Raw genomic sequence first — 18,105 nt, 5'->3', positions numbered from 1 at the left:
GTAGCGAGAGCGCCGCAAGAACCGAAGGAGACGGCAATGCGGTTCACCATCATCGTGAATGCCCTCACGAACCTGCTGCCGCTCGTGTTGCCCGACGACGCGAGCATCAAGGACGTCATCCGCGCCCTCACGCGGTAGTGGGTGGGTCCTGTGACACTCGGCTGCCGGCGAATCCGGCACTCGCGTCGATCGCCCGGATCTCCGCGTGCGCCCGGCGCCGCTCCGGCGGATCGGACCGGGTGCACCGATCCGGACGGGTGAACCGACCCGGTTAGGGTGGGCGCATGTCGGACTCCGCCGGTCGTCCCGGTACCCCCACCTCCCGAGGGCCGATGCCCGGTCCCGAAGCGACCTCGATACCGAACCTGCGCGATGTCGGTGGATACGCCACGCGCGACGGTGCGTCGGTGCGCCGGGGCATCGTCTTCCGGTCCACCGACCTGAGCCGGGTGACCGACGCCGATGCGCGGGTGCTGTCCGGGCTCGGCCTGGCGACTGTCGTGGACCTGCGGACCGAACCGGAGCGGCAGGCGGCGCCGGACCGGCTCCCGGAGGGTGTGCGTACCCTCGCCCTCGACGTGCTCGCCGACCGCGAGCACGGTTCGATCGCCGCGCACATGAAGGAGCTTCTGACCGACGCCGCGTTCGCCCGCGAGGTCCTCGGGGACGGGCGCGGCGCCGAATACCTGCGGGGCAGTTACCGTGACTTCGTCCTGCTGCCGAGCGCCCGCGCCGCATACCGGACGTTGTTGCAGACCCTGCTGACCGGCGACGCCGACCCGGTGCTCGTGCACTGCACCACCGGCAAGGACCGCACGGGGTGGGCGTCGGCCGTCCTGCTGCTCGCGCTGGGCGTGGACGAGGACACCGTCTTCGAGGACTACCTGCTCACCAACGAGCTGCTGCTGCCGGTGTTCGCCCCGGTCCTCGAAGCGCTCACGGCGAAGGGGGTGCCCCGCGGGGACCTCGAATCCGTCCTCGGTGTCCGCGCCGAGTACCTCGCGACGGCGCTCGCGGCGGCGGAGGAGGCGTTCGGGTCGTTCGACCGCTACCTGAGCGACGCCCTGGGGCTCACGGACTCCGGTCGGGCGCTGCTACGGCAACGACTCCTGGAATGAGGGCCGGGGGAGCGGACGGCGCAGGCGCCGGGCCCTACGGTTCCGAGCGACTCCGTCGGCGTACGGCCTCGAACACCGTGACACCGATCGCCACGCCGAGCAGATCCGCGCACCAGTCCCACACCGACCCCGACCGCCGGACCGCGACGGTCGCCTGCAGGACCTCCGTGACCACCCCGTACACCGCGAGCCACGCGACGGTCGCGACGGGCGGGATCCGGGCGAAGCGGGACGCGTAGGCGAGCACCGCGAACATCAGTGCGTGCGTGATCTTGTCGGCGTGCGGGAACGCCGACGGAGTCGTATCGCCCGGCAGCATGAGCAGCACGGTGACGACCACGAGCGTGAGCGCCACCGGAACGAACCGGGCGGTCATGTGGATTCGGTGACCGCCATGTTCCAGGCGCTCTCGGCGAACCGGCGCACGGCGGCCAACGCGGCGGCCAGCGCGTCCTCGCAACCGGGTTCGGCCGACCCGGTCAGCGTCCCGTCGGGCCGGAGTTCCACGGTGGCTTCGACATCGGCGGTCGTCGCCTCCCGCACCGACCAGTGGTAGCCCGTGCCGGCGGCCCACTCGTCGGGGCGTTCGGCGAGCAGGTACCAGTTGCCGGCGTTGATCTCGACGGGGTCCACTCAGCAGCCGCCCTTCGTGCCCTTGGTCGCGGAGTACAGGATGCCTGCGGCCGGGATCAGCAGGAACCACAACCAGCTTCCGGAGACGAAGAACAGCAGGAGAGCGACGAGGGGGATCAGCCCCATGGCGGCGGTGCGCCACCTCTCCCGCTGCTCGGCCTTCGCGGTGTCGTCCACCGGGGCAGGCGTGTTCGGGGTCGCCGGGGGAAGGTCGGTGAACAGGGCGTCGAGTTCGGCGCGGGTGGTGGCGGCGGCCGCCTTCGCGCTGCGCTCGTCGAACTCGACGAGGGTGAGCCTGCCCGCACCGAAGTGCTCACCGAGCAGGTTCAGTGCCTGTTCGCGTTCGACGGTGCCGATGCGGACCTCGGGGGAGTCGGCCATGGGTCCACACTAATGGGTCGTCAGCGACCGGTCCCGCCGGTCCCGGTCCGGAATGCACGGGAGATGATCAGGATCAGCGCGACGGCGGAGATCAGCAGCGCGATGGGGTGCCGCAGCACCAGCGCCGGCGCGACGGCGAACATGCTCATCGTCAGCAGCCACACCACGTCCGGGACGTCGCGCGTCGCGGATGGCTGTGGGTCCCGGGAGTGCGGGTCCCGGGCGGCGCGGGCGGGGAGCGGCGGGACGTCGCGGAGAAAGGCCGGCTCGGCCGTGCGCGGTCGTCCGCCGCGGGCGCGGGCGGCAAGGACGGCGATGGTGGCGGCGACCGTCGCGCCCGTCATGATCCACACGTTCGGTTCCAGGAGTTGGTAGAACGCGACCAGTCCGAGGACCACCACCGGGACCAGAAGCCACCACCCGCGCCGGTGCCCGTCGGCCCGGCCGGTCACGGTGGGCAGGTCGGTGAACAGGACCGCGAGATCGCGGCGGGTGACGGCGGCGGCGATGCGGCCGCTGCGGTCCTCGAACTCGGTGAGGGTGAGGCGACCGGCACCGAAGTGCTCGCCGAGCAGGCGCTGGGCCTGTTCGCGCTCGGCCGTGCCGATACGGACCTCCGGTGAATCGGCCATATCACCACCCTAGTCCCGGAACGAACGACGGCGCGCCCCGTGAATCCGAGGATTCGCGGGGCGCGCCGTCGCAGGCGGAACTGCTACTTGAGCTCGGCGAGTACCGTGCCCTGGGTGATGGCGGCGCCGGGCTCGACCGACAGGCCGGTGACGACGCCGGCCTTGTGCGCGTTGACCGGGTTCTCCATCTTCATGGCCTCGAGCACCACGATCAGGTCACCCTCGGCGACCTCCTGACCCTCGGAGACCGCGACCTTGACGACGGTGCCCTGCATCGGCGCGGTCACCGCGTCACCGGAGGCCTTGCCGCCGTGTGCGCCGCCCCGCTTGCGCGGCTTCGGCTTCTTGCGGAGCGCCCCACCGGCGGCACCGCCGCCGGCGCCGAGGGTGAACTGGCCGGGCAGCGACACCTCGACGCGGCGGCCGCCGACCTCGACGACGACGTTCTGCCGCGGCAGCGCCTCGTCCTCGTCCTCGGGGGCGACCCCACCGCCGGTGTACGGCTCGACGGTGTTCTCCCACTCGGTCTCGATCCACTTGGTGTAGACGTCGAACTTCTCGCCGTCCCCGACGAAGGCGGGGTGCTCGACGATGTGCCGGTGGAACGGGATCACGGTGGCCAGGCCGTCGACCTCGAACTCGGCGAGGGCGCGGCGAGCACGCTCGAGGGCCTGGGTGCGGGTCTCGCCCGTGACGATCAGCTTGGCGAGCATCGAGTCGAACTGGCCGCCGATGACGTCGCCCTGCACCACACCGGAGTCGACGCGCACGCCCGGGCCCGAGGGCTCGCGGTACACGCTGATCGGACCGGGGGCCGGCAGGAAGCCGCGGCCGGCGTCCTCACCGTTGATGCGGAACTCGAACGCATGCCCGCGCGGGGCCGGGTCCTCGGTGAGCTCGAGCTTCTCGCCGTTGGCGATGCGGAACTGCTGGCGCACCAGGTCGATGCCGGCGGTCTCCTCGGTGACCGGGTGCTCGACCTGCAGGCGGGTGTTGACCTCGAGGAAGGACACCGTGTCGCCCTGGACCAGGTACTCGACCGTGCCGGCGCCGTAGTAGCCGGCCTCGCGGCAGATGGCCTTGGCGGACTCGTGGATGCGGCGGCGCTGCTCGTCGGTCAGGAACGGCGCGGGGGCCTCCTCGACGAGCTTCTGGAAGCGGCGCTGCAGCGAGCAGTCGCGGGTGCCGGCGACGATGACGTTGCCGTGCTGGTCGGCGATGACCTGCGCCTCCACGTGGCGCGCCTTGTCGAGGTACTGCTCGACGAAGCACTCGCCCCGGCCGAAGGCGGCGACGGCCTCGCGGGTCGCGGACTCGAACAGCTCGGGGATCTCCTCGATGGTGTGCGCGACCTTCATGCCGCGGCCGCCACCACCGAAGGCCGCCTTGATCGCGACCGGCACGCCGTACTGCTTCGCGAACTCCACGACCTCGTCGGCGTTCTTCACCGGATCCTTGGTGCCGGCGGCCATCGGCGCCTGGGCGCGCTCGGCGATGTGCCGCGCGGTGACCTTGTCGCCGAGGTCGCGGATGGCCTGCGGGGAGGGGCCGATCCAGATCAGACCGGCGTCGATCACGGCCTGCGCGAAGTCGGCGTTCTCGGACAGGAAGCCGTAGCCGGGGTGGATCGCGTCGGCACCGGACTTGCGGGCGGCGTCGAGGATCTTGTCGAACACCAGGTAGGACTCGGCGGAGGTCTGGCCACCGAGCGCGAATGCCTCGTCGGCGAGCTTCACGAACTGGGCGTCGGCGTCGGGTTCTGCGTAGACGGCCACGCTCCCGTAACCGGCATCCTTGGCGGCTCGGATGACCCGCACAGCGATCTCGCCGCGGTTGGCGACGAGCACCTTCGTGATGTGCGCGCTGGCATGACTGGGCACGGAGCCTCCTGTTGATCGATCGTTAGGTTATTGCCGTCTCTGGGAGTGTAGGCGCCAATCCGATAGACGATGTAACCGGATAGCCCCTACACCCTACGGGTCGCCCGGAACCCGGCAACATTACCGGCCGGTAGCGGAAGCGTCCTCGTTCCCGTGTTCCGGCGTGTCCCACTCGCGGCCCTCGCTCGCCTCGTGCATCAATTCTCGGACCCGCTCGACGAACGACGGCACGTTGGCCGCCGCGGTCGGCGTGTCGGGAAACCGGCCCGCCAGGTTCACTCCCTTCGGGCTGCGGTTGAACCACAGGAACACGTCGTGCGTGTAGCTGCGGCTGCGCAGCGTCCGGGCGTTCCACTGCGGCCACTGCGCGGCCATGGGGACGAAGCGAACGTCCATGTACGACACCAGGAATCGCGGTCGCATGGGTACCTCGAGCAGTTCGCCGACCAGGTCGAACGGCACCCGTGCGCTCGCCCGCGTGCGGCGCAGCTCGGCGCCGGCGCGCGCCGTGAGCGTCGCGAAGTCCGTGGCCCCGGCCGCATCGATGTCGACCGGGCGCAGTCCCACGAACCAGCCGAGGGCCCCGGCCCACATCGGACCGCTGCGGGTGTGGGACGGCGCGATCGTCCGGAACCGGTCGACCCCGGCGAGCTCGACCGTGGCGCGGGCGAGGCACGCGAGCGTGCCGGCGAAGAAGCCGTGCCCGGCCTCCCGGCACTGGGCGGCGAAGCGGTTGGCCCGGTCGTCGTCGAGCATCCGCGTCGACAGACGGCGCTGCGGCACCGCACCGGCCGGCCGGGGGCCGAGGGGCAACGGGAACTCGGGCATCGCGCCGCCGCCGGCGGTCAGGGCCTCCCGCCAGATCCGCACGGCCTCGTGCTCGCCGGCCAGATCGGCGGCGTCCGCCCGCTCCGCGGCACCGAAGTCGATGTAGCTGCCCACGGGGAACAGTCCGGCCGGCCGGCCGGACCGCTCCTGCTCGTACAGGGCCGTGATCTCGTGGGCGACCAGCACGACCGAGTAGGCGTCGGCGACCGCGTGGTCGGCGGCGAAGAACACCGTGAACGACGCCGCGGACGCGTCCCCGTCCTCGGGCTCGAGGGTGGCGAAGACGTACGCCGGCCACGTGTGCGGCTCGGTGCAGTCGGCCAGCAGTTGCTCGAGGTGCTCGCGGATGTCGTCCGGGGCGGACGGCAGGTGCCGGACGAATCGGACCGACACCGCGCCCGGCGGCGCGGTCCGCCGGGTCACGCCGCCGGAGCCGATGGCGCCGTCACCGCTCAGGACGACCTGGCTGCGCAGCGGTTCGTGCCGGTCGATCCACCGCTCCAGGGCGCGCCGGAACGGCTCCTCCTCGAGGCGTCCCGCGACCTCGAAGGCGGTGCCCAGCCACGCGTCCGGGACGTCGCCGTACCGGCTGCCCGCGGTGCGCCGCAGATGTGCCTCGTGCACGTACGACACCGGTCGCGGATCGGTGCTCCAGGCATCCGCTGCGACGCACGGCAGCCATTCGGTCAGTACACCCGCCGGGATGGGGTAGTCCTCGAGTTCGGTGAACTCCATGGCATCTCAGGAACGCAGATGCCGCTTGATGCGCGCCAGCATCGCGCTCATTCCCCGCAGGCGCAGGGGGCTGACCGCGTCGGCCAGCCCGAGGGCCGAGTAGAAGTCGTCGGGCACCTCGAGGATCTGCTCGGCGCTGAGACCGTCGAGCCCCTGATGCAGGATCGATGCGAAGCCGCGGGTGGTCGGGGCCTCGGGGGGCGCGCTGAAGTGCAGCCGCACGTGCTCCCGGTCGGCCGTATCGACCGACAGGAACAGCGGCGACTGACATTCGGGGACCGGCTCCATCGCCGCTTCCTCGAGCTCGGCCGGGATCGGCGGGAGTTCCCGGCTGAACTCGAGCAGCAACTGCAGCTTGTCCTGGCCCTCGACGGCGGCGAAATCGTCGACGATCTCGGCGAGGGGAGCGGGCAGGGTCACCGGGCCGGCACCTCTCCGGGCTCCTCGCCCTTGACGATCGGCACCCGCACCGCGTTGCCCCACTCGGTCCACGACCCGTCGTAGTTGCGCACGTGCTGGTAGCCGAGCAGGTACGTCAGCACGAACCAGGTGTGGCTGGACCGTTCCCCGATGCGGCAGTAGGCGATGACGTCGGAGTCCGGCGCGATGTCGGCGTAGATCTCCTCGAGCTCGGGGCGCGAGCGGAACCGGCCGTCCGGCGCCGCCGCGCGGGCCCACGGGATGGACACGGCCGTGGGGATGTGGCCGCCGCGCAGGGCGCCCTCCTCGGGGTAGTCCGGCATGTGGGTGCGCTCGCCGGTGTACTCCTGCGGGGAACGCACGTCCACGAGCGGGCCCTTGCCGAGATGGTCCAGCACGTCGTCCTTGAACGCCCGGATCGCGGCGTCGTCCCGCTCGATCACCGGGTAGCCGGTGGTGGTGTTCACCGGGATGTCGAGGGTGGTGTCGCGGTTCTCGGCGATCCAGGCGTCGCGGCCGCCGTCGAGCAGGCGCACGTCCTCGTGGCCGAACAGGGTGAACACCCACATCGCGTACGCGGCCCACCAGTTGGACTTGTCGCCGTAGACGACGACCGTGTCGGTGCGGCGGATGCCCTTGCGGTCCATGAGGGCGGCGAACCGCGTGCCGTCGATGTAGTCGCGGGTGACCGGGTCGTTGAGGTCGAGATGCCAGTCGATCTTCACGGCGCCGGGGATGTGGCCGACGTCGTAGAGCAACACGTCCTCGTCCGATTCGACTACCTTCACCTCGGGCGCACCCAGATGGGCGGACAGCCACTCCGTCGACACCAGGCGGGTCGGATCGGCGTAGGCGGCGAAGGACGGGTTGGCGTCGGGCGCGACGGGCACAGGTGGCTCCTGAGGCAGTGGTGACAGTTCGGTGATCGGCAATCCGGTGACGACGAGGTGCGCCGTCGATTCTAGGCGGTACCGTCGGGACACGTGCTGCGCTCCCCGTCCGCCCCGACCGACCTCGCGACGCGCGCCGACATCGATCGGCTGCTGCGCCGGTTCTACGACCGGGCGCTGACGGATCCGGACCTCGGGGCGGCGTTCGCGACGCTGGCCGTCGTGGGTCTCGACGAGCACCTGCCGGTCGTCGGGGACTTCTGGGAGCAGGTCCTGTTCGGCACCGGCCGTTATCGGGGCCGGCTGGTTCCGGTGCACACGGCCCTGCACCGGCAGCACGGTCTCGGCGCGGCGCGCTTCGACCGCTGGGTGCGGTTGTGGACGGACAGCGTCGACGCGCTGTTCGCCGGCGCGAACGCGGACCGGGCCAAGGCGAAGGCGGCCGCGATCGCGGCGGCGCTCAGCGCGCAGCTGGATCGAGCATCGTCAGCATGAGCCGGGACGGCTCGACGGCCCGCACCGCGTGCGGCAGGCGGGTGGTCATGTGCACCACCCCGCCGGGCTCGAGATCCACGGTGCGCCCGTCGGCGGTGACCTGCAGGTGGCCCGTGAGGGCCTGCAGCAGCACCGGGAACGCGGCCGTGTGCTCGCGCAGTTCCTGCCCGGCGTCGAACGCGAAGATCACCACGCGGGCGCCCTCGGCCACGAGGACGCGCTGTGGGCGCGGCCGGTCGGGGTAGGGCTCGACGGCGTCGCGGACGTCGGCGAGATACGACAGGGCGGGGGTCGCGGGTTCGGGCTGCGGCGCGGCGGCGGGGCTCACGACCGCAGGCTACCGCGGCTTCGTCGCGACGATCGCCACGGCCGCGATCGACCTGCGGTACGTCGTGAACGTCGCGCGCATGCCCAGCACCCGCGTGCGGGCGTCGCCGTCGCGCAGCATGTTGCGCACGAAGCGCAGGGTGCCGACGACGCCCTCGTCGGCGACGAACCGGGCGGGCTGCAGCAGCGCCATCGGGGCGAGCCGCACGACGTCGACGCTCAGGCCCGCCTCGGTGAGCAGGGTTCGCCACTCGCCGACGGTGAGCGGCCGGGCATTGACCTTGATGGACCGGGCCAGGCCCTGCCGGATCTCCGTCTTCACCGCATCGTCGAGCTCGTCGGGGACGAGGGCGAGTTCGTGGATCGCGTACCGGCCGCCCGGGCGCAGCGTCCGCACGGCCTCGGCGACGATGCGCGCCTTGGCCGCGTCGGTCTGCATGGTGAGCATGGCCTCCCCGACGACGACGTCGGCGCCGGCGTCGGGGAGGCCGGTGGCAGCGGCGTCCGCGACGACGCAGCGGCCGCGGTCGCCGATCGCGGCGCGGGTCAGCTCGGCCGCGGCCTCGTCGTGTTCGACGCCGGTGTACGACAGCGGCGCCAGGTCCAGGATCTCCCGCGCGGTGCGGCCGAGGCCGGGCGCGAGTTCGACGACGTCGCTGCCCTCGACGTCCGCATCCACGAGCAGGCGGGTGGTCATCCCCGCGCCTCCGGGGCGCAGCACGCGCTTGCCGAGCCGGGCGAGCAGCCAGTGGCCGGGCAGGTGTGCGGAGTCGCGCTCGGACATGGGCAGGGCACGGGAATCGCTCATGCCCCGATGCTAAGGCAAGGCAAGCCTAAACTGAAGGGCTTTCGGCCGTGTTCGCGGCCCACAGCCGCGCCACCGACACCCCCACGTCGGCCAGGAGTCGACGCACCAGCGGCAGGCCGATCCCGATCACCGAGGAGGGATCGCCCTCGATGCGCTCCACGAACCAGCCGCCGAGGCTGTCGAGCGTGAACGCCCCCGCCACCTGCAGCGGCTCGCCGCTGGCCAGGTACGCCTCGAGGTCGTCCGCGGTGGGGCGGCCGAAGTGGACGGTGGTGCTGCTGTGGTCGGCGGCCTGGGCGACGACCTCGCCGTCGCGCAGGCGCAGGACGCTGTGCCCGGTGAGCAGGTCGGCGCTGCGTCCCGCCATCGCCCGCCAGCGCTCGCGCGCCACCTCGACCGTCCCCGGTTTGCCCTGCAACTGCCCGTCGACGAGCAGCATCGAGTCGCAGCCCACGACGAGGGTGTCGTCGCCGAGGCTGTCCCGGACCAGGCCGGGCACCACGTCCGCCGCCTTCGCGCGGGCCAGTTCGGTGACCACCACCGCGGGCGGTGCCCCGGGACCGAGTGCGGCGGCGAGCGCATCCTCGTCCACCGCGGACACCCGCACGATGGGCGCGACGCCGGCCGACCGCAGCACGGACAACCGGGCCGGGGACGCCGACGCGAGCACCAGCCTCGCCATGATCAGCCCAGGTTCGGGTACGAGTACGGCGAGAACGGCGCCGTCCGGCGGTGCATCCGGGTGGGGTCGCCCCACGTCTCGCGCGGGCGGTCGTCCACTGCCGGGGCGGCGGACCCGGAGGCCGCGGCGAGCACCGCCACCAGCGCGGCGATCTCGACGTCCGAGGGCCGGCCCTTGACGATCCGGATCGCCGCAGCCGCCTCGGGGGCGGCGGTCTCGGCCGCCGGCGCCGCCGCCGGGGCCTCGTCGGCCGCCGCGACCTCGGTCACCTCGGTGTCGATGATGGTTTTCTCCTCAGCTACCGCAGTCACAACACACCTCCCGGGAGGCTACCGGAGCCGGTGGGCAGGACGCGGGAGCGGGATCGCTGCGCGTTCGAAGTCATGTCGTCCCTCTCGTGGGGTCGTGGCCCGGCCGGCTCGGAAGGACCGAGCCGGCCGGGATGGTCTCGGCCGTGCGGCCGTCAGAGGGGGATGTTCCCGTGCTTCTTCGGCGGAAGCGTGACCATCTTGCGCTCGAGCAGCCGCAGGGCCGCCACGATCTGCCCGCGGGTGTGCGACGGCGGGATGACCGCGTCGACGTAGCCCCGCTCGGCGGCGACGTACGGGTTCACCAGGGTGTCCTCGTACTCGTTCTGCAGCTCGAGGCGCAGCGCGTCGACGTCCTCGCCGTTCTTGGCCGCCTCGAGCAGGCGCTTGCGGTAGACGAAGCCGACGGCACCGGAGGCGCCCATGACGGCGATCTGCGCGGTCGGCCAGGCCAGGTTGACGTCCGCGCCCATGTGCTTCGAGCCCATCACGTCGTACGCGCCGCCGTAGGCCTTGCGGGTGATGACGGTGATCTTGCCGACAGTGGCCTCGCCGTACGCGTACAGCAGCTTGGCGCCGCGGCGGATGATGCCGTTGTACTCCTGCTCGGTGCCCGGCAGGAAGCCCGGCACGTCGACGAGCGTGACGATCGGGACGTTGAACGCGTCACAGGTGCGCACGAAGCGCGCGGCCTTCTCCGACGCGTCGATGTCCAGGCAGCCGGCGAACTGGGTCGGCTGGTTGGCGACGATGCCGACGGACCGGCCGTCGACGCGGCCGAAGCCGACGATGATGTTCTGGGCGCGCTCGGCCTGGACCTCGAGGAACTCGTCGTCGTCGAGGAGGCGACGGATCACCTCGTGCATGTCGTACGGCTGGTTCGCCGAGTCCGGGATCAGGGTGTCGAGCTCGAGATCCTCCTCGGTCAGCGACTCCTCGATCGACCCGAGGATCGGGTCGGTCGGCTCGGTGCGGGGCGCGGCGGCCTGGTTGTTGCTCGGCAGGTAGGACAGCAGGTCCTTGACGTAGTCCAGGGCGTCCTGCTCGCCGTCGGCGACGTAGTGCGCCACACCGGACTTGACCATGTGGGTGTGCGCGCCGCCGAGGTCCTCCATGGTGACGTCCTCACCGGTGACGGTCTTGATGACGTCGGGACCGGTGACGAACATCTGGCTGGTCTGGTCGACCATCACCACGAAGTCGGTCAGGGCGGGGGAGTAGACGTGTCCACCGGCGGCCGGGCCCATGATCAGCGAGATCTGCGGGATCACCCCGGAGGCCTGCACGTTGCGGTGGAAGATCTCGCCGTAGAGGCCGAGCGAGACGACACCCTCCTGGATGCGCGCGCCCGCCCCCTCGTTGATGCCGATCAGCGGGCGGCCGGTCTTGAGCGCCAGGTCCATGACCTTGACGATCTTCTCGCCGTAGACCTCGCCGAGGCTGCCGCCGAACACGGTCGCGTCCTGCGAGAACACGCACACGTCGCGGCCGTCGATGGTGCCGTAGCCGGTCACGACGCCGTCGCCGACCGGGCGGTTCTCGGCCAGGCCGAAGTTGGTGCTGCGGTGCCGGGCGAGCTGGTCGAGCTCGACGAACGAGCCCTCGTCGAGCAGCGCTTCGATGCGCTCGCGGGCGGTCAGCTTGCCCTTCGCGTGCACCTTCTCGACGGCGGCCTCACCGCTCGGGGCCTGAGCCTGAGCCTGGCGATTGCGCAGGTCTGCCAGCTTGCCGGCAGTCGTGTGGATATCGGGCGTACTCGCCGCCTCGGGCGCGGACGGCTCCTGGACAGTGGTCATGGCCCATGAGCTTAGCGAGCGTCAGTCAGCGATCGCGCACCGAGGCCCCGCTTGTGTTGAATCATTGAACTGAAGCTACCGGCGAGTACGTTTCGCTGCCCATCCTAGGCTGTGCGGATGCCCACCGAACCCGAACCGCAGCGCCCGCCCGTCGACCCCGCGCCCGTGCGGCGCGAGCTGGATGCCGCCCGGCTGCGCGCCGCGCTCGTGCGTGGCGCCGACCCCGACGCGTTCTACCGGCGCCTCGACGTCGTCACCGAGACCGCCTCGACCAACGCCGACCTGCTCGCGGCCGCCCGCGAACCCGGAGCCGACCGCCGCGTCCTGCTCGCCGAGTTCCAGCACGGCGGCCGGGGCCGGCACTCGCGTGGATGGACCGGTGTTCCCCGCGCCCAGGTGATCGTCTCGGTGCTGCTGCGCATGCCCGGCATCGACCTCGCCGACCTGGGCTGGCTGCCGCTGCTGGCCGGCATCGCCACCGTCGACGCGATCCGCTCGGTCACCGGAGTGGACGCCGAACTGAAGTGGCCCAACGACGTGCTCGTCGAGGGCCGCAAGGTGGCCGGCATCCTCGCCGAGGTCGCCGGTACCCACCCCGAGCCCGCCGTGGTGGTGGGCATCGGCCTCAACGTCTCGCTCACCGAGGACGAGCTGCCGGTCCCCACCGCGACGTCGCTCGCGCTCGCCGGGGCGACCGAACTCGATCGCACCGCACTCGCCGAGGCCCTGCTGCGCGAACTCGGCCGCCGGTGGGAGCAGTGGTACGTCGCGGGCTGGGACGTCGCCGGGCTGGCCGCTGCCTACCGCGACCGGTGCGGCACGCTCGGCCGCCGGGTGCGGGCGGTCCTGCCGGGCGACACGGAACTGCACGGCGTCGCGGTCGACATCGACGAGCAGGGCCGCATCGTCATCACCCCGGACGACGGTGGCGAGCCGATCGCGGTGTCGGCCGGGGACATCACCCACCTGCGCCCGGTGCCCTGACCCGGCACGGGCGCCCGGCGCTGCGGCTGTGCCATCGTGTCCGGCATGGGATACCCGGAGGACGCCCTCGCCCCCGAGGAACGGCTGCTGCTGCACCGGCACCCGCACTGGAAGATGCTCATCGTGCCGGCGGCGATCTTCCTGGTCGCCACCGCGCTCGCGGGATTCCTGCTCGGCCTGAGCCAGGCCCGGCTCGACGGCTCCACCGCGAGCACGCTGGCGATCGTGCTCGCGGTGCTGTGGGCGGCGATCGTCGCGTGGCAGTGCCTGGCGCCGCTCGTGAGCTGGCTGTCGACCCACTTCATCGTCACCGACCGGCGGGTGCTCGTCCGGCAGGGCGTGCTCACCCACTCCGGCATCGACATCCCGATGGGCCGCATCAGCAACGTGCAGTTCCGGCACGGCCTGCTGGACCGGATCCTGCGCACCGGCACCCTCGTCATCGTCTCCGCGGCCGACGATCCGCTCGAGTTCGACGACATCCCCGACGTGCAGCGCGTGCATGCCCTGCTGTACCAGCAGGCGTTCCACGCCGACCCGGCGCGGGACCGGGAACCCCGACCCGACGGGCCGAGTCGCAAAGCCTGGTAACGCGCCGGACGGCCGGTGCCGATCCGTACGCTGGATCCGTGACCGCAGTCCTGCTCGCCGAAGACGACGAAGCCATCGCCGCGCCCCTGTCCCGGGCGCTGGGCCGGGAGGGATACGACGTCACCGTCGAACAGACCGGTCCCGCCGCGCTCGAACGGGCCCTGTCCGGTGACTACGAACTGCTCATCCTCGACCTCGGGCTGCCCGGCATCGACGGCCTCGAGGTGTGCCGGCAGATCCGGGCCCACCGCTCCGACCTCGCCGTCCTGATGCTCACCGCCCGTACCGACGAGGTCGACTTCGTCGTCGGCCTCGATGCCGGCGCCGACGACTACGTCGGCAAGCCCTTCCGGCTCGCCGAACTCATGGCCCGGGTCCGGGCGCTGCTGCGCCGCCGTGGCGGCGGCGAGCCCGAGGACATCGTCGAGGTCGCGGGCATCCGGCTCGAGCGGGCGGCCCGGCGCGTGCTCGTCGACGGCTCCGAGGTCACCCTCGCCAACAAGGAGTACGAACTGTTGCGGGTGCTGCTCGAGCACGCCGGCCAGGTGGTCTCGCGGGACGTGATCCTGCAGGAGGTGTGGGGCGACGCCGACCTGCGCGGGTCCAAGACTCTCGACATGCACATGTCCTGGCTGCGCCGCAAGATCGGTGACGAGGGCCCGGCCGGGGAGCGGCGCATCGCCACCGTCCGCGGCGTCGGCTTCCGCCTGAACACCGACTGACGGGACCGGAGTGCGCCGCCGAATCCTGTTCGCGGTCCTCGCGGGCTCGCTGCTCGTGGCCCTGCTGCTCGGAGTCCCGCTCGCCTACACCGCCTGGCTGTTCGTCGAGGACACCGCGCGCAGGGACTTGCAGGACCGGCTCGACCGCATGTCCGCGGAGATCATCGCCCAGGAGGGCGCCGACGGCCTGGTCGTCGGCGGCCTCGACACCAGTTCGCTGCGGCTCGTCGTTCCCGACGGCGGCCGCCTCCTCGTCGTCTACCCGACCCCCGAGGACGCCGCGGCCCGCCTCGACATCGGCGCCGCCGCAGTCCCGAACCCCCTGGTCGAGTCCCTGTCGATGGGAACGTCGGGATCCCTGCGGCTCGAGGCGCCGTCCGAGGACATGCGCCTGCTGCAGCGGCAGGTCCTGGTCGGGGTGACGCTGCTGGTGCTGTTGTCCATGGCCGTCGGCGCCGTCGTCGCCGTCGTCACCGCGCGGCGGCTGGCCGACCCTCTGCGCGACGTCGCGGCACGGGCCCGCCGGCTGGCCGAGGGCGACTTCCGGCCCGATCCACGCCGGCACGGCATCCCGGAACTCGACCGCGTCTCGGACGTCCTCGACGCCGCGACCGTGGAGATCGCCGGGCGCCTGCAGCGGGAGCACGCCCTCGTCGGCGACGTCTCGCACCAGCTGCGGTCCCGGCTGACCGCGGTGCGGCTGCGCCTCGACGAGCTGTCCACCCACGCCGACCCGGCCGTCGTCGAGGAGGCGGAGGAGGCGATGCGCCAGGTGGACCGGCTCACCACCGCCATCGACGAGCTGGTCCGCGCGTCCCGTAACAGCGGCTCCGAGCTGCGCACCGAGGTGTCCGTCGTGGGGGAGCTGGCGGGGGTGATCGCGGACTGGCGGGGGCCCTACAAGGAGGCGGGCCGGGAACTGCTGCTGAGCGGGGATCCGTCGCTGCGCAGCCGCGTGACCGGATCCCGGCTGCGCGAGGCCGTCGCGGTGCTGGTCGACAACGCCCTCATGCACGGCGGTGGAACGTGCACGGTGTCCGTGCGGCGGGTATCGACCCACGGCGGCGGATCGACCGTGTGCGTGGAGGTGACCGACGAGGGTGACGGCGTCAGCGACGAGCTGGCCCCGCACATCTTCGACCGCGGCTTCTCGGGTACCGGCTCGACCGGGGTGGGCCTCGCGCTCGCCCGTGCCCTGACCGAGGCCGACGGCGGGCGCCTCGAACTGCAACGCCGGCGGCCCGCCCTGTTCGCCCTGTTCCTCGGCTCGACCCGCGACGAGTCCGCCCCCGCGGGGATCCGGGAACCACGCTGACACGCGGCGGCGGGGACCGGATTCGGCTGACCCGCGGCGGCGGGGACCGGATTCGGCTGACCCGCGGCGGCGGGGACCGGACTCAGGAGTGTCCCAGGCCTTCCTCGGCGAGTTCCTCGTGCTCGGGAATGTCGTCTCCGCCGGGGTTCATCTCCTCCGGGAACACGAAACGGCGGAAGCACCAGAACCGGAAGATCATCTGCAGCAGATTGCCGATGAGATAGGCGCTGACGAAGTCGGCGATGTTCTCCATGGTGAGGCTGACGTTCGGCACCCGCAGGTCGAACACGTAGCTCGAGATCCACAACGGGATGAAGCTGAGGACCACGCCGATGCCGCTGACGGCGAAGAACAGCAGCGCCTCGTGGTGCCGCTCCCGGCCGCCCCGGTTCTTGAACGACCACTCCCGGTTGAGGACGTACGAGCAGATCACGGCGATCACCCCGGCGATGACCTTGGCGGTCACCGGCTTCTCCTCGAGCACCGTGAGCTTGAGGGTGTAGAAGATGACCGAGTCGACGACGAAGGTGGTGCCGCCGACGATCGCGAACTTGATCAACTCGTGGTGCCGCAGCAACAGGCCCCGCAGAGGCTCGGGGACTCGGTTCACGGCAGCATCGACGAAAGACACCCGGACGAGTCTACGAAACCGGGATCCGAACACACGAACCCGCGGGCGGTTTATCAGCTTTACCACAGGAACGACGGGGTGTCGCGCGGGAGCGCGGCGCCGCGCCCGCCGCCCGCTGTGACACCATGGTGAGCCGTGACCGCTACACCCCCGGACTCGGCCGCCGCGACTCCCGCCTCCGCGGCCGGCGACGCCCCTTCGCACCCTCCCCGCACGCTGCCCACCGGTATGCCGGTCGTCGCGATGGTCGGCGGCGGCCAGCTCGCCCGGATGACCCACCAGGCCGCGATCGCGCTCGGCCAGACCCTGCGGGTGCTGGCCGCGAGCCCGGACGATCCGGCCGCGCGGGTCAGCCCCGACGTGGTGCTCGGCAGCCACACCGATCTCGACGCGTTGCGCAGTGCCGCGACCGGCGTCCACGCCTTGACCTTCGACCACGAGCACGTGCCCACCGAGCATCTCGAGGTGCTCCAGCGTGAGGGCGTCAGCGTGCAGCCGCCGCCGCAGGCCCTGATCTACGCGCAGGACAAGCTCGCGATGCGCCGGCGCCTCGCGGAGCTCGGTGCCCCGGTGCCGCCGTTCACCGAGCTCACCTCGGTCGACGACCTCACCGCGTTCGGCGACGAGCACGGGTGGCCCGTCGTGATCAAGTCGGCGCGCGGCGGCTACGACGGTCGCGGTGTGTGGATCACCGACGACGTGGACGAGGCGCAGCGGATCGTCGCCGAGCAGCTCGCGGCCGGGGTGCCGCTCATCGCCGAGGAGAAGGTCTCGTGGCGGCGGGAGCTGTCCGCGATGGTCGCGCGCTCGCCGTTCGGGCAGGGCGCGAGCTGGCCCGTGGTCGAGACCGTGCAGTTGAACGGGCAGTGCGCCGTCGTCATCGCGCCCGCCCCGAACCTGCGGGCCGACATCGAGGCCGGCGCCGAGCAGCTGGCCCTGCGCATCGCCGCCGAGCTCGGTGTGGTCGGAGTCATGGCGGTCGAACTGTTCGAGACCGAGACCGGCGAGCTGATCGTCAACGAGCTCGCGATGCGGCCGCACAACTCCGGGCACTGGGGCATGGACGGCGCCCGCACCGGGCAGTTCGAGCAGCACCTGCGCGCGGTGCTGGACTACCCGCTCGGCGACACGTCACCGATCGCCCCGGTGACGGTGATGGCGAACGTCCTCGGCGCCCCCGAGGCGCCCGCGATGAGCATGGACGAGCGGCTGCACCACCTGTTCGCCCGGATGCCCGACGTGCGTGTGCACCTCTACGGCAAGGGCGAGCGCAAGGACCGCAAGATCGGGCACGTCAACGTGCTCGGGGACGCGTCCGGGTCGATCGACGACCCGCAGTACGTGGCGGCGGTGCGCGAACGCGCGGAACGCGCGGCGCACTGGCTCTCGCACGGAGTGTGGACCGACGGATGGGATTCTCACGGTGACTGACGGAGCACAGGTCGGCCTGATCATGGGCAGCGACTCGGACTGGCCGACGATGGAGGCCGCCGCCGAGGCGCTCGTCGAGTTCGGCATCCGCTTCGAGGTGGGGGTCGTCTCGGCCCACCGCACCCCGCAGCGCATGCTCGACTACGCCCGCGACGCCGCCGGACGCGGCATCAAGGTGATCATCGCCGGCGCCGGCGGTGCCGCCCACCTTCCGGGCATGGTCGCCTCCGCGACCCCGCTCCCGGTGATCGGCGTGCCCGTCCCCCTGAAGTACCTCGACGGCATGGACTCGCTGCTGTCGATCGTGCAGATGCCTGCCGGGGTGCCTGTCGCGACCGTCTCCATCGGCGGCGCCCGCAACGCCGGCCTGCTCGCCGCCCGTATCCTCGGCGCGGCCGACCCCGCGCTGCGGGGCCGGATGGAGCAGTTCCAGGCGGGCCTCGAGCAGATGGTGCTCGAGAAGGACGACGCGTTGCGGCGGAAGCTGCTGGGCTGACG

General features: G+C 71.9%; 22 protein-coding genes. 8 read left to right on the top strand and 14 right to left on the bottom strand.

The genetic code is table 11. The features are described from left to right. The first annotated feature begins 284 nt into the window (after nt 1-284). Nucleotides 285-1,118, top strand: a complete 834-nt coding sequence (locus tag ISO16_RS07135; RefSeq protein ID WP_083662542.1) for a tyrosine-protein phosphatase — start codon at nt 285-287, stop codon at nt 1,116-1,118. A gap of 34 nt (nt 1,119-1,152) precedes the next feature. Here the strand turns inward: ISO16_RS07135 and ISO16_RS07130 are convergent, their stop codons facing one another. The 8 genes from ISO16_RS07130 to ISO16_RS07095 form a co-directional block, all read right to left on the bottom strand. Next, entirely contained in the window at nt 1,153-1,494 is a 342-nt protein-coding gene (locus ISO16_RS07130) for a VanZ family protein (RefSeq protein ID WP_072635602.1), read from the bottom strand. Continuing rightward, a complete protein-coding gene (locus tag ISO16_RS07125) occupies nt 1,491-1,751 on the bottom strand; it encodes a hypothetical protein (protein ID WP_006939587.1) in 261 nt (86 codons plus the stop codon). Before ISO16_RS07125 ends, ISO16_RS07130 begins: the two co-directional genes overlap by 4 nt. Next, nucleotides 1,752-2,132, bottom strand: coding sequence for a DUF1707 SHOCT-like domain-containing protein (locus tag ISO16_RS07120; protein ID WP_043801426.1), 381 nt, complete (start codon nt 2,130-2,132; stop codon nt 1,752-1,754). A 20-nt stretch (nt 2,133-2,152) separates the two neighbouring features. After that, complete coding sequence (locus ISO16_RS29040; protein WP_072635601.1) at nt 2,153-2,764, bottom strand: DUF1707 SHOCT-like domain-containing protein; 612 nt, start codon at nt 2,762-2,764, stop codon at nt 2,153-2,155. Between the two features lie 83 nt (nt 2,765-2,847). After that, complete coding sequence (locus ISO16_RS07110) at nt 2,848-4,644, bottom strand: acetyl/propionyl/methylcrotonyl-CoA carboxylase subunit alpha (RefSeq protein WP_072635600.1); 1,797 nt, start codon at nt 4,642-4,644, stop codon at nt 2,848-2,850. A 120-nt stretch (nt 4,645-4,764) separates the two neighbouring features. Further along, nucleotides 4,765-6,207 carry a condensation domain-containing protein gene (locus ISO16_RS07105; RefSeq protein ID WP_072635599.1) on the bottom strand — a complete coding sequence of 481 codons (1,443 nt, stop codon included), beginning with the start codon at nt 6,205-6,207 and terminating at the stop codon, nt 4,765-4,767. A gap of 6 nt (nt 6,208-6,213) precedes the next feature. Beyond that, nucleotides 6,214-6,627, bottom strand: a complete 414-nt coding sequence (locus ISO16_RS07100; RefSeq protein WP_006939577.1) for a SufE family protein — start codon at nt 6,625-6,627, stop codon at nt 6,214-6,216. Further along, entirely contained in the window at nt 6,624-7,517 is an 894-nt protein-coding gene (locus ISO16_RS07095) for a sulfurtransferase (protein ID WP_072635598.1), read from the bottom strand. The genes ISO16_RS07100 and ISO16_RS07095 overlap by 4 nt, the downstream gene beginning before the upstream one ends. 93 nt (nt 7,518-7,610) lie before the next feature. On the opposite strand from ISO16_RS07095, the gene ISO16_RS07090 reads away from it, so the two are divergent. Further along, a complete protein-coding gene (locus ISO16_RS07090) occupies nt 7,611-8,012 on the top strand; it encodes a group III truncated hemoglobin (protein WP_072635597.1) in 402 nt (133 codons plus the stop codon). Here ISO16_RS07090 and ISO16_RS07085 read toward each other — a convergent pair. The 5 genes from ISO16_RS07085 to ISO16_RS07065 form a co-directional block, all read right to left on the bottom strand. Next, a complete protein-coding gene (locus ISO16_RS07085; protein ID WP_006939570.1) occupies nt 7,978-8,340 on the bottom strand; it encodes a cupin domain-containing protein in 363 nt (120 codons plus the stop codon). The genes ISO16_RS07090 and ISO16_RS07085 overlap by 35 nt on opposite strands. 9 nt (nt 8,341-8,349) lie before the next feature. Next, the gene (locus ISO16_RS07080) at nt 8,350-9,147 is read right to left on the bottom strand and encodes a class I SAM-dependent methyltransferase (protein ID WP_072635596.1); all 798 of its coding nucleotides are present in this window, start codon (nt 9,145-9,147) and stop codon (nt 8,350-8,352) included. A 25-nt stretch (nt 9,148-9,172) separates the two neighbouring features. Then, a complete protein-coding gene (locus tag ISO16_RS07075; protein WP_029544651.1) occupies nt 9,173-9,829 on the bottom strand; it encodes a Maf family protein in 657 nt (218 codons plus the stop codon). Nucleotides 9,830-9,831: 2 nt separating this feature from the next. Next, entirely contained in the window at nt 9,832-10,140 is a 309-nt protein-coding gene (locus ISO16_RS07070) for an acyl-CoA carboxylase subunit epsilon (protein WP_072635595.1), read from the bottom strand. Nucleotides 10,141-10,292: 152 nt separating this feature from the next. Beyond that, nucleotides 10,293-11,933 (bottom strand): acyl-CoA carboxylase subunit beta, encoded by a 1,641-nt coding sequence (locus ISO16_RS07065; RefSeq protein ID WP_072635594.1) that lies wholly within the window; start codon nt 11,931-11,933, stop codon nt 10,293-10,295. A gap of 117 nt (nt 11,934-12,050) precedes the next feature. On the opposite strand from ISO16_RS07065, the gene ISO16_RS07060 reads away from it, so the two are divergent. From ISO16_RS07060 to ISO16_RS07045, 4 genes are read left to right on the top strand one after another with little or no spacing between them, the layout of a single operon-like run. Next, complete coding sequence (locus ISO16_RS07060; protein WP_065922394.1) at nt 12,051-12,917, top strand: biotin--[acetyl-CoA-carboxylase] ligase; 867 nt, start codon at nt 12,051-12,053, stop codon at nt 12,915-12,917. Between the two features lie 45 nt (nt 12,918-12,962). Continuing rightward, nucleotides 12,963-13,508 (top strand): PH domain-containing protein, encoded by a 546-nt coding sequence (locus ISO16_RS07055; protein ID WP_072635593.1) that lies wholly within the window; start codon nt 12,963-12,965, stop codon nt 13,506-13,508. Between the two features lie 38 nt (nt 13,509-13,546). Then, entirely contained in the window at nt 13,547-14,230 is a 684-nt protein-coding gene (locus tag ISO16_RS07050) for a response regulator transcription factor (RefSeq protein WP_006939563.1), read from the top strand. Between the two features lie 10 nt (nt 14,231-14,240). Continuing rightward, on the top strand, nt 14,241-15,545 hold the full coding sequence (locus ISO16_RS07045; RefSeq protein ID WP_006939562.1) for a sensor histidine kinase: 1,305 nt from the start codon (nt 14,241-14,243) through the stop codon (nt 15,543-15,545). A gap of 82 nt (nt 15,546-15,627) precedes the next feature. Here the strand turns inward: ISO16_RS07045 and ISO16_RS07040 are convergent, their stop codons facing one another. Further along, the gene (locus tag ISO16_RS07040; protein ID WP_043801440.1) at nt 15,628-16,176 is read right to left on the bottom strand and encodes a GtrA family protein; all 549 of its coding nucleotides are present in this window, start codon (nt 16,174-16,176) and stop codon (nt 15,628-15,630) included. A 228-nt stretch (nt 16,177-16,404) separates the two neighbouring features. On the opposite strand from ISO16_RS07040, the gene ISO16_RS07035 reads away from it, so the two are divergent. Both ISO16_RS07035 and purE read left to right on the top strand, forming a co-directional pair. Further along, nucleotides 16,405-17,607 (top strand): 5-(carboxyamino)imidazole ribonucleotide synthase, encoded by a 1,203-nt coding sequence (locus ISO16_RS07035; protein WP_202917709.1) that lies wholly within the window; start codon nt 16,405-16,407, stop codon nt 17,605-17,607. Then, nucleotides 17,600-18,103: a 5-(carboxyamino)imidazole ribonucleotide mutase gene (gene purE / locus ISO16_RS07030; protein WP_006939559.1), complete on the top strand. Its 504-nt coding sequence runs from the start codon at nt 17,600-17,602 to the stop codon at nt 18,101-18,103. The genes ISO16_RS07035 and purE overlap by 8 nt, the downstream gene beginning before the upstream one ends. Nucleotides 18,104-18,105 lie beyond the last annotated feature (2 nt).

Origin of the sequence: Rhodococcus sp. M8 (assembly GCF_015654185.1) — a bacterium.
GTDB lineage: Bacteria > Actinomycetota > Actinomycetes > Mycobacteriales > Mycobacteriaceae > Rhodococcus > Rhodococcus aetherivorans.
The sequence above is the reverse complement of the archived record's forward strand: the minus strand, read 5'-3'. Positions and strand labels throughout refer to the sequence as shown.

What these genes read in the sequence shown, in the direction of transcription:
- ISO16_RS07135 (WP_083662542.1), top strand. Translation starts at nt 285, where the DNA reads ATGTCGGACTCCGCCGGTCGTCCCGGTACCCCCACCTCCCGAGGGCCG.
- ISO16_RS07130 (WP_072635602.1), bottom strand. Translation starts at nt 1,494, where the DNA reads ATGACCGCCCGGTTCGTTCCGGTGGCGCTCACGCTCGTGGTCGTCACC.
- ISO16_RS07120 (WP_043801426.1), bottom strand. Translation starts at nt 2,132, where the DNA reads ATGGCCGACTCCCCCGAGGTCCGCATCGGCACCGTCGAACGCGAACAG.
- ISO16_RS29040 (WP_072635601.1), bottom strand. Translation starts at nt 2,764, where the DNA reads ATGGCCGATTCACCGGAGGTCCGTATCGGCACGGCCGAGCGCGAACAG.
- ISO16_RS07105 (WP_072635599.1), bottom strand. Translation starts at nt 6,207, where the DNA reads ATGGAGTTCACCGAACTCGAGGACTACCCCATCCCGGCGGGTGTACTG.
- ISO16_RS07080 (WP_072635596.1), bottom strand. Translation starts at nt 9,147, where the DNA reads ATGAGCGATTCCCGTGCCCTGCCCATGTCCGAGCGCGACTCCGCACAC.
- ISO16_RS07075 (WP_029544651.1), bottom strand. Translation starts at nt 9,829, where the DNA reads ATGGCGAGGCTGGTGCTCGCGTCGGCGTCCCCGGCCCGGTTGTCCGTG.
- ISO16_RS07065 (WP_072635594.1), bottom strand. Translation starts at nt 11,933, where the DNA reads ATGACCACTGTCCAGGAGCCGTCCGCGCCCGAGGCGGCGAGTACGCCC.
- ISO16_RS07060 (WP_065922394.1), top strand. Translation starts at nt 12,051, where the DNA reads ATGCCCACCGAACCCGAACCGCAGCGCCCGCCCGTCGACCCCGCGCCC.
- ISO16_RS07055 (WP_072635593.1), top strand. Translation starts at nt 12,963, where the DNA reads ATGGGATACCCGGAGGACGCCCTCGCCCCCGAGGAACGGCTGCTGCTG.
- ISO16_RS07035 (WP_202917709.1), top strand. Translation starts at nt 16,405, where the DNA reads ATGCCGGTCGTCGCGATGGTCGGCGGCGGCCAGCTCGCCCGGATGACC.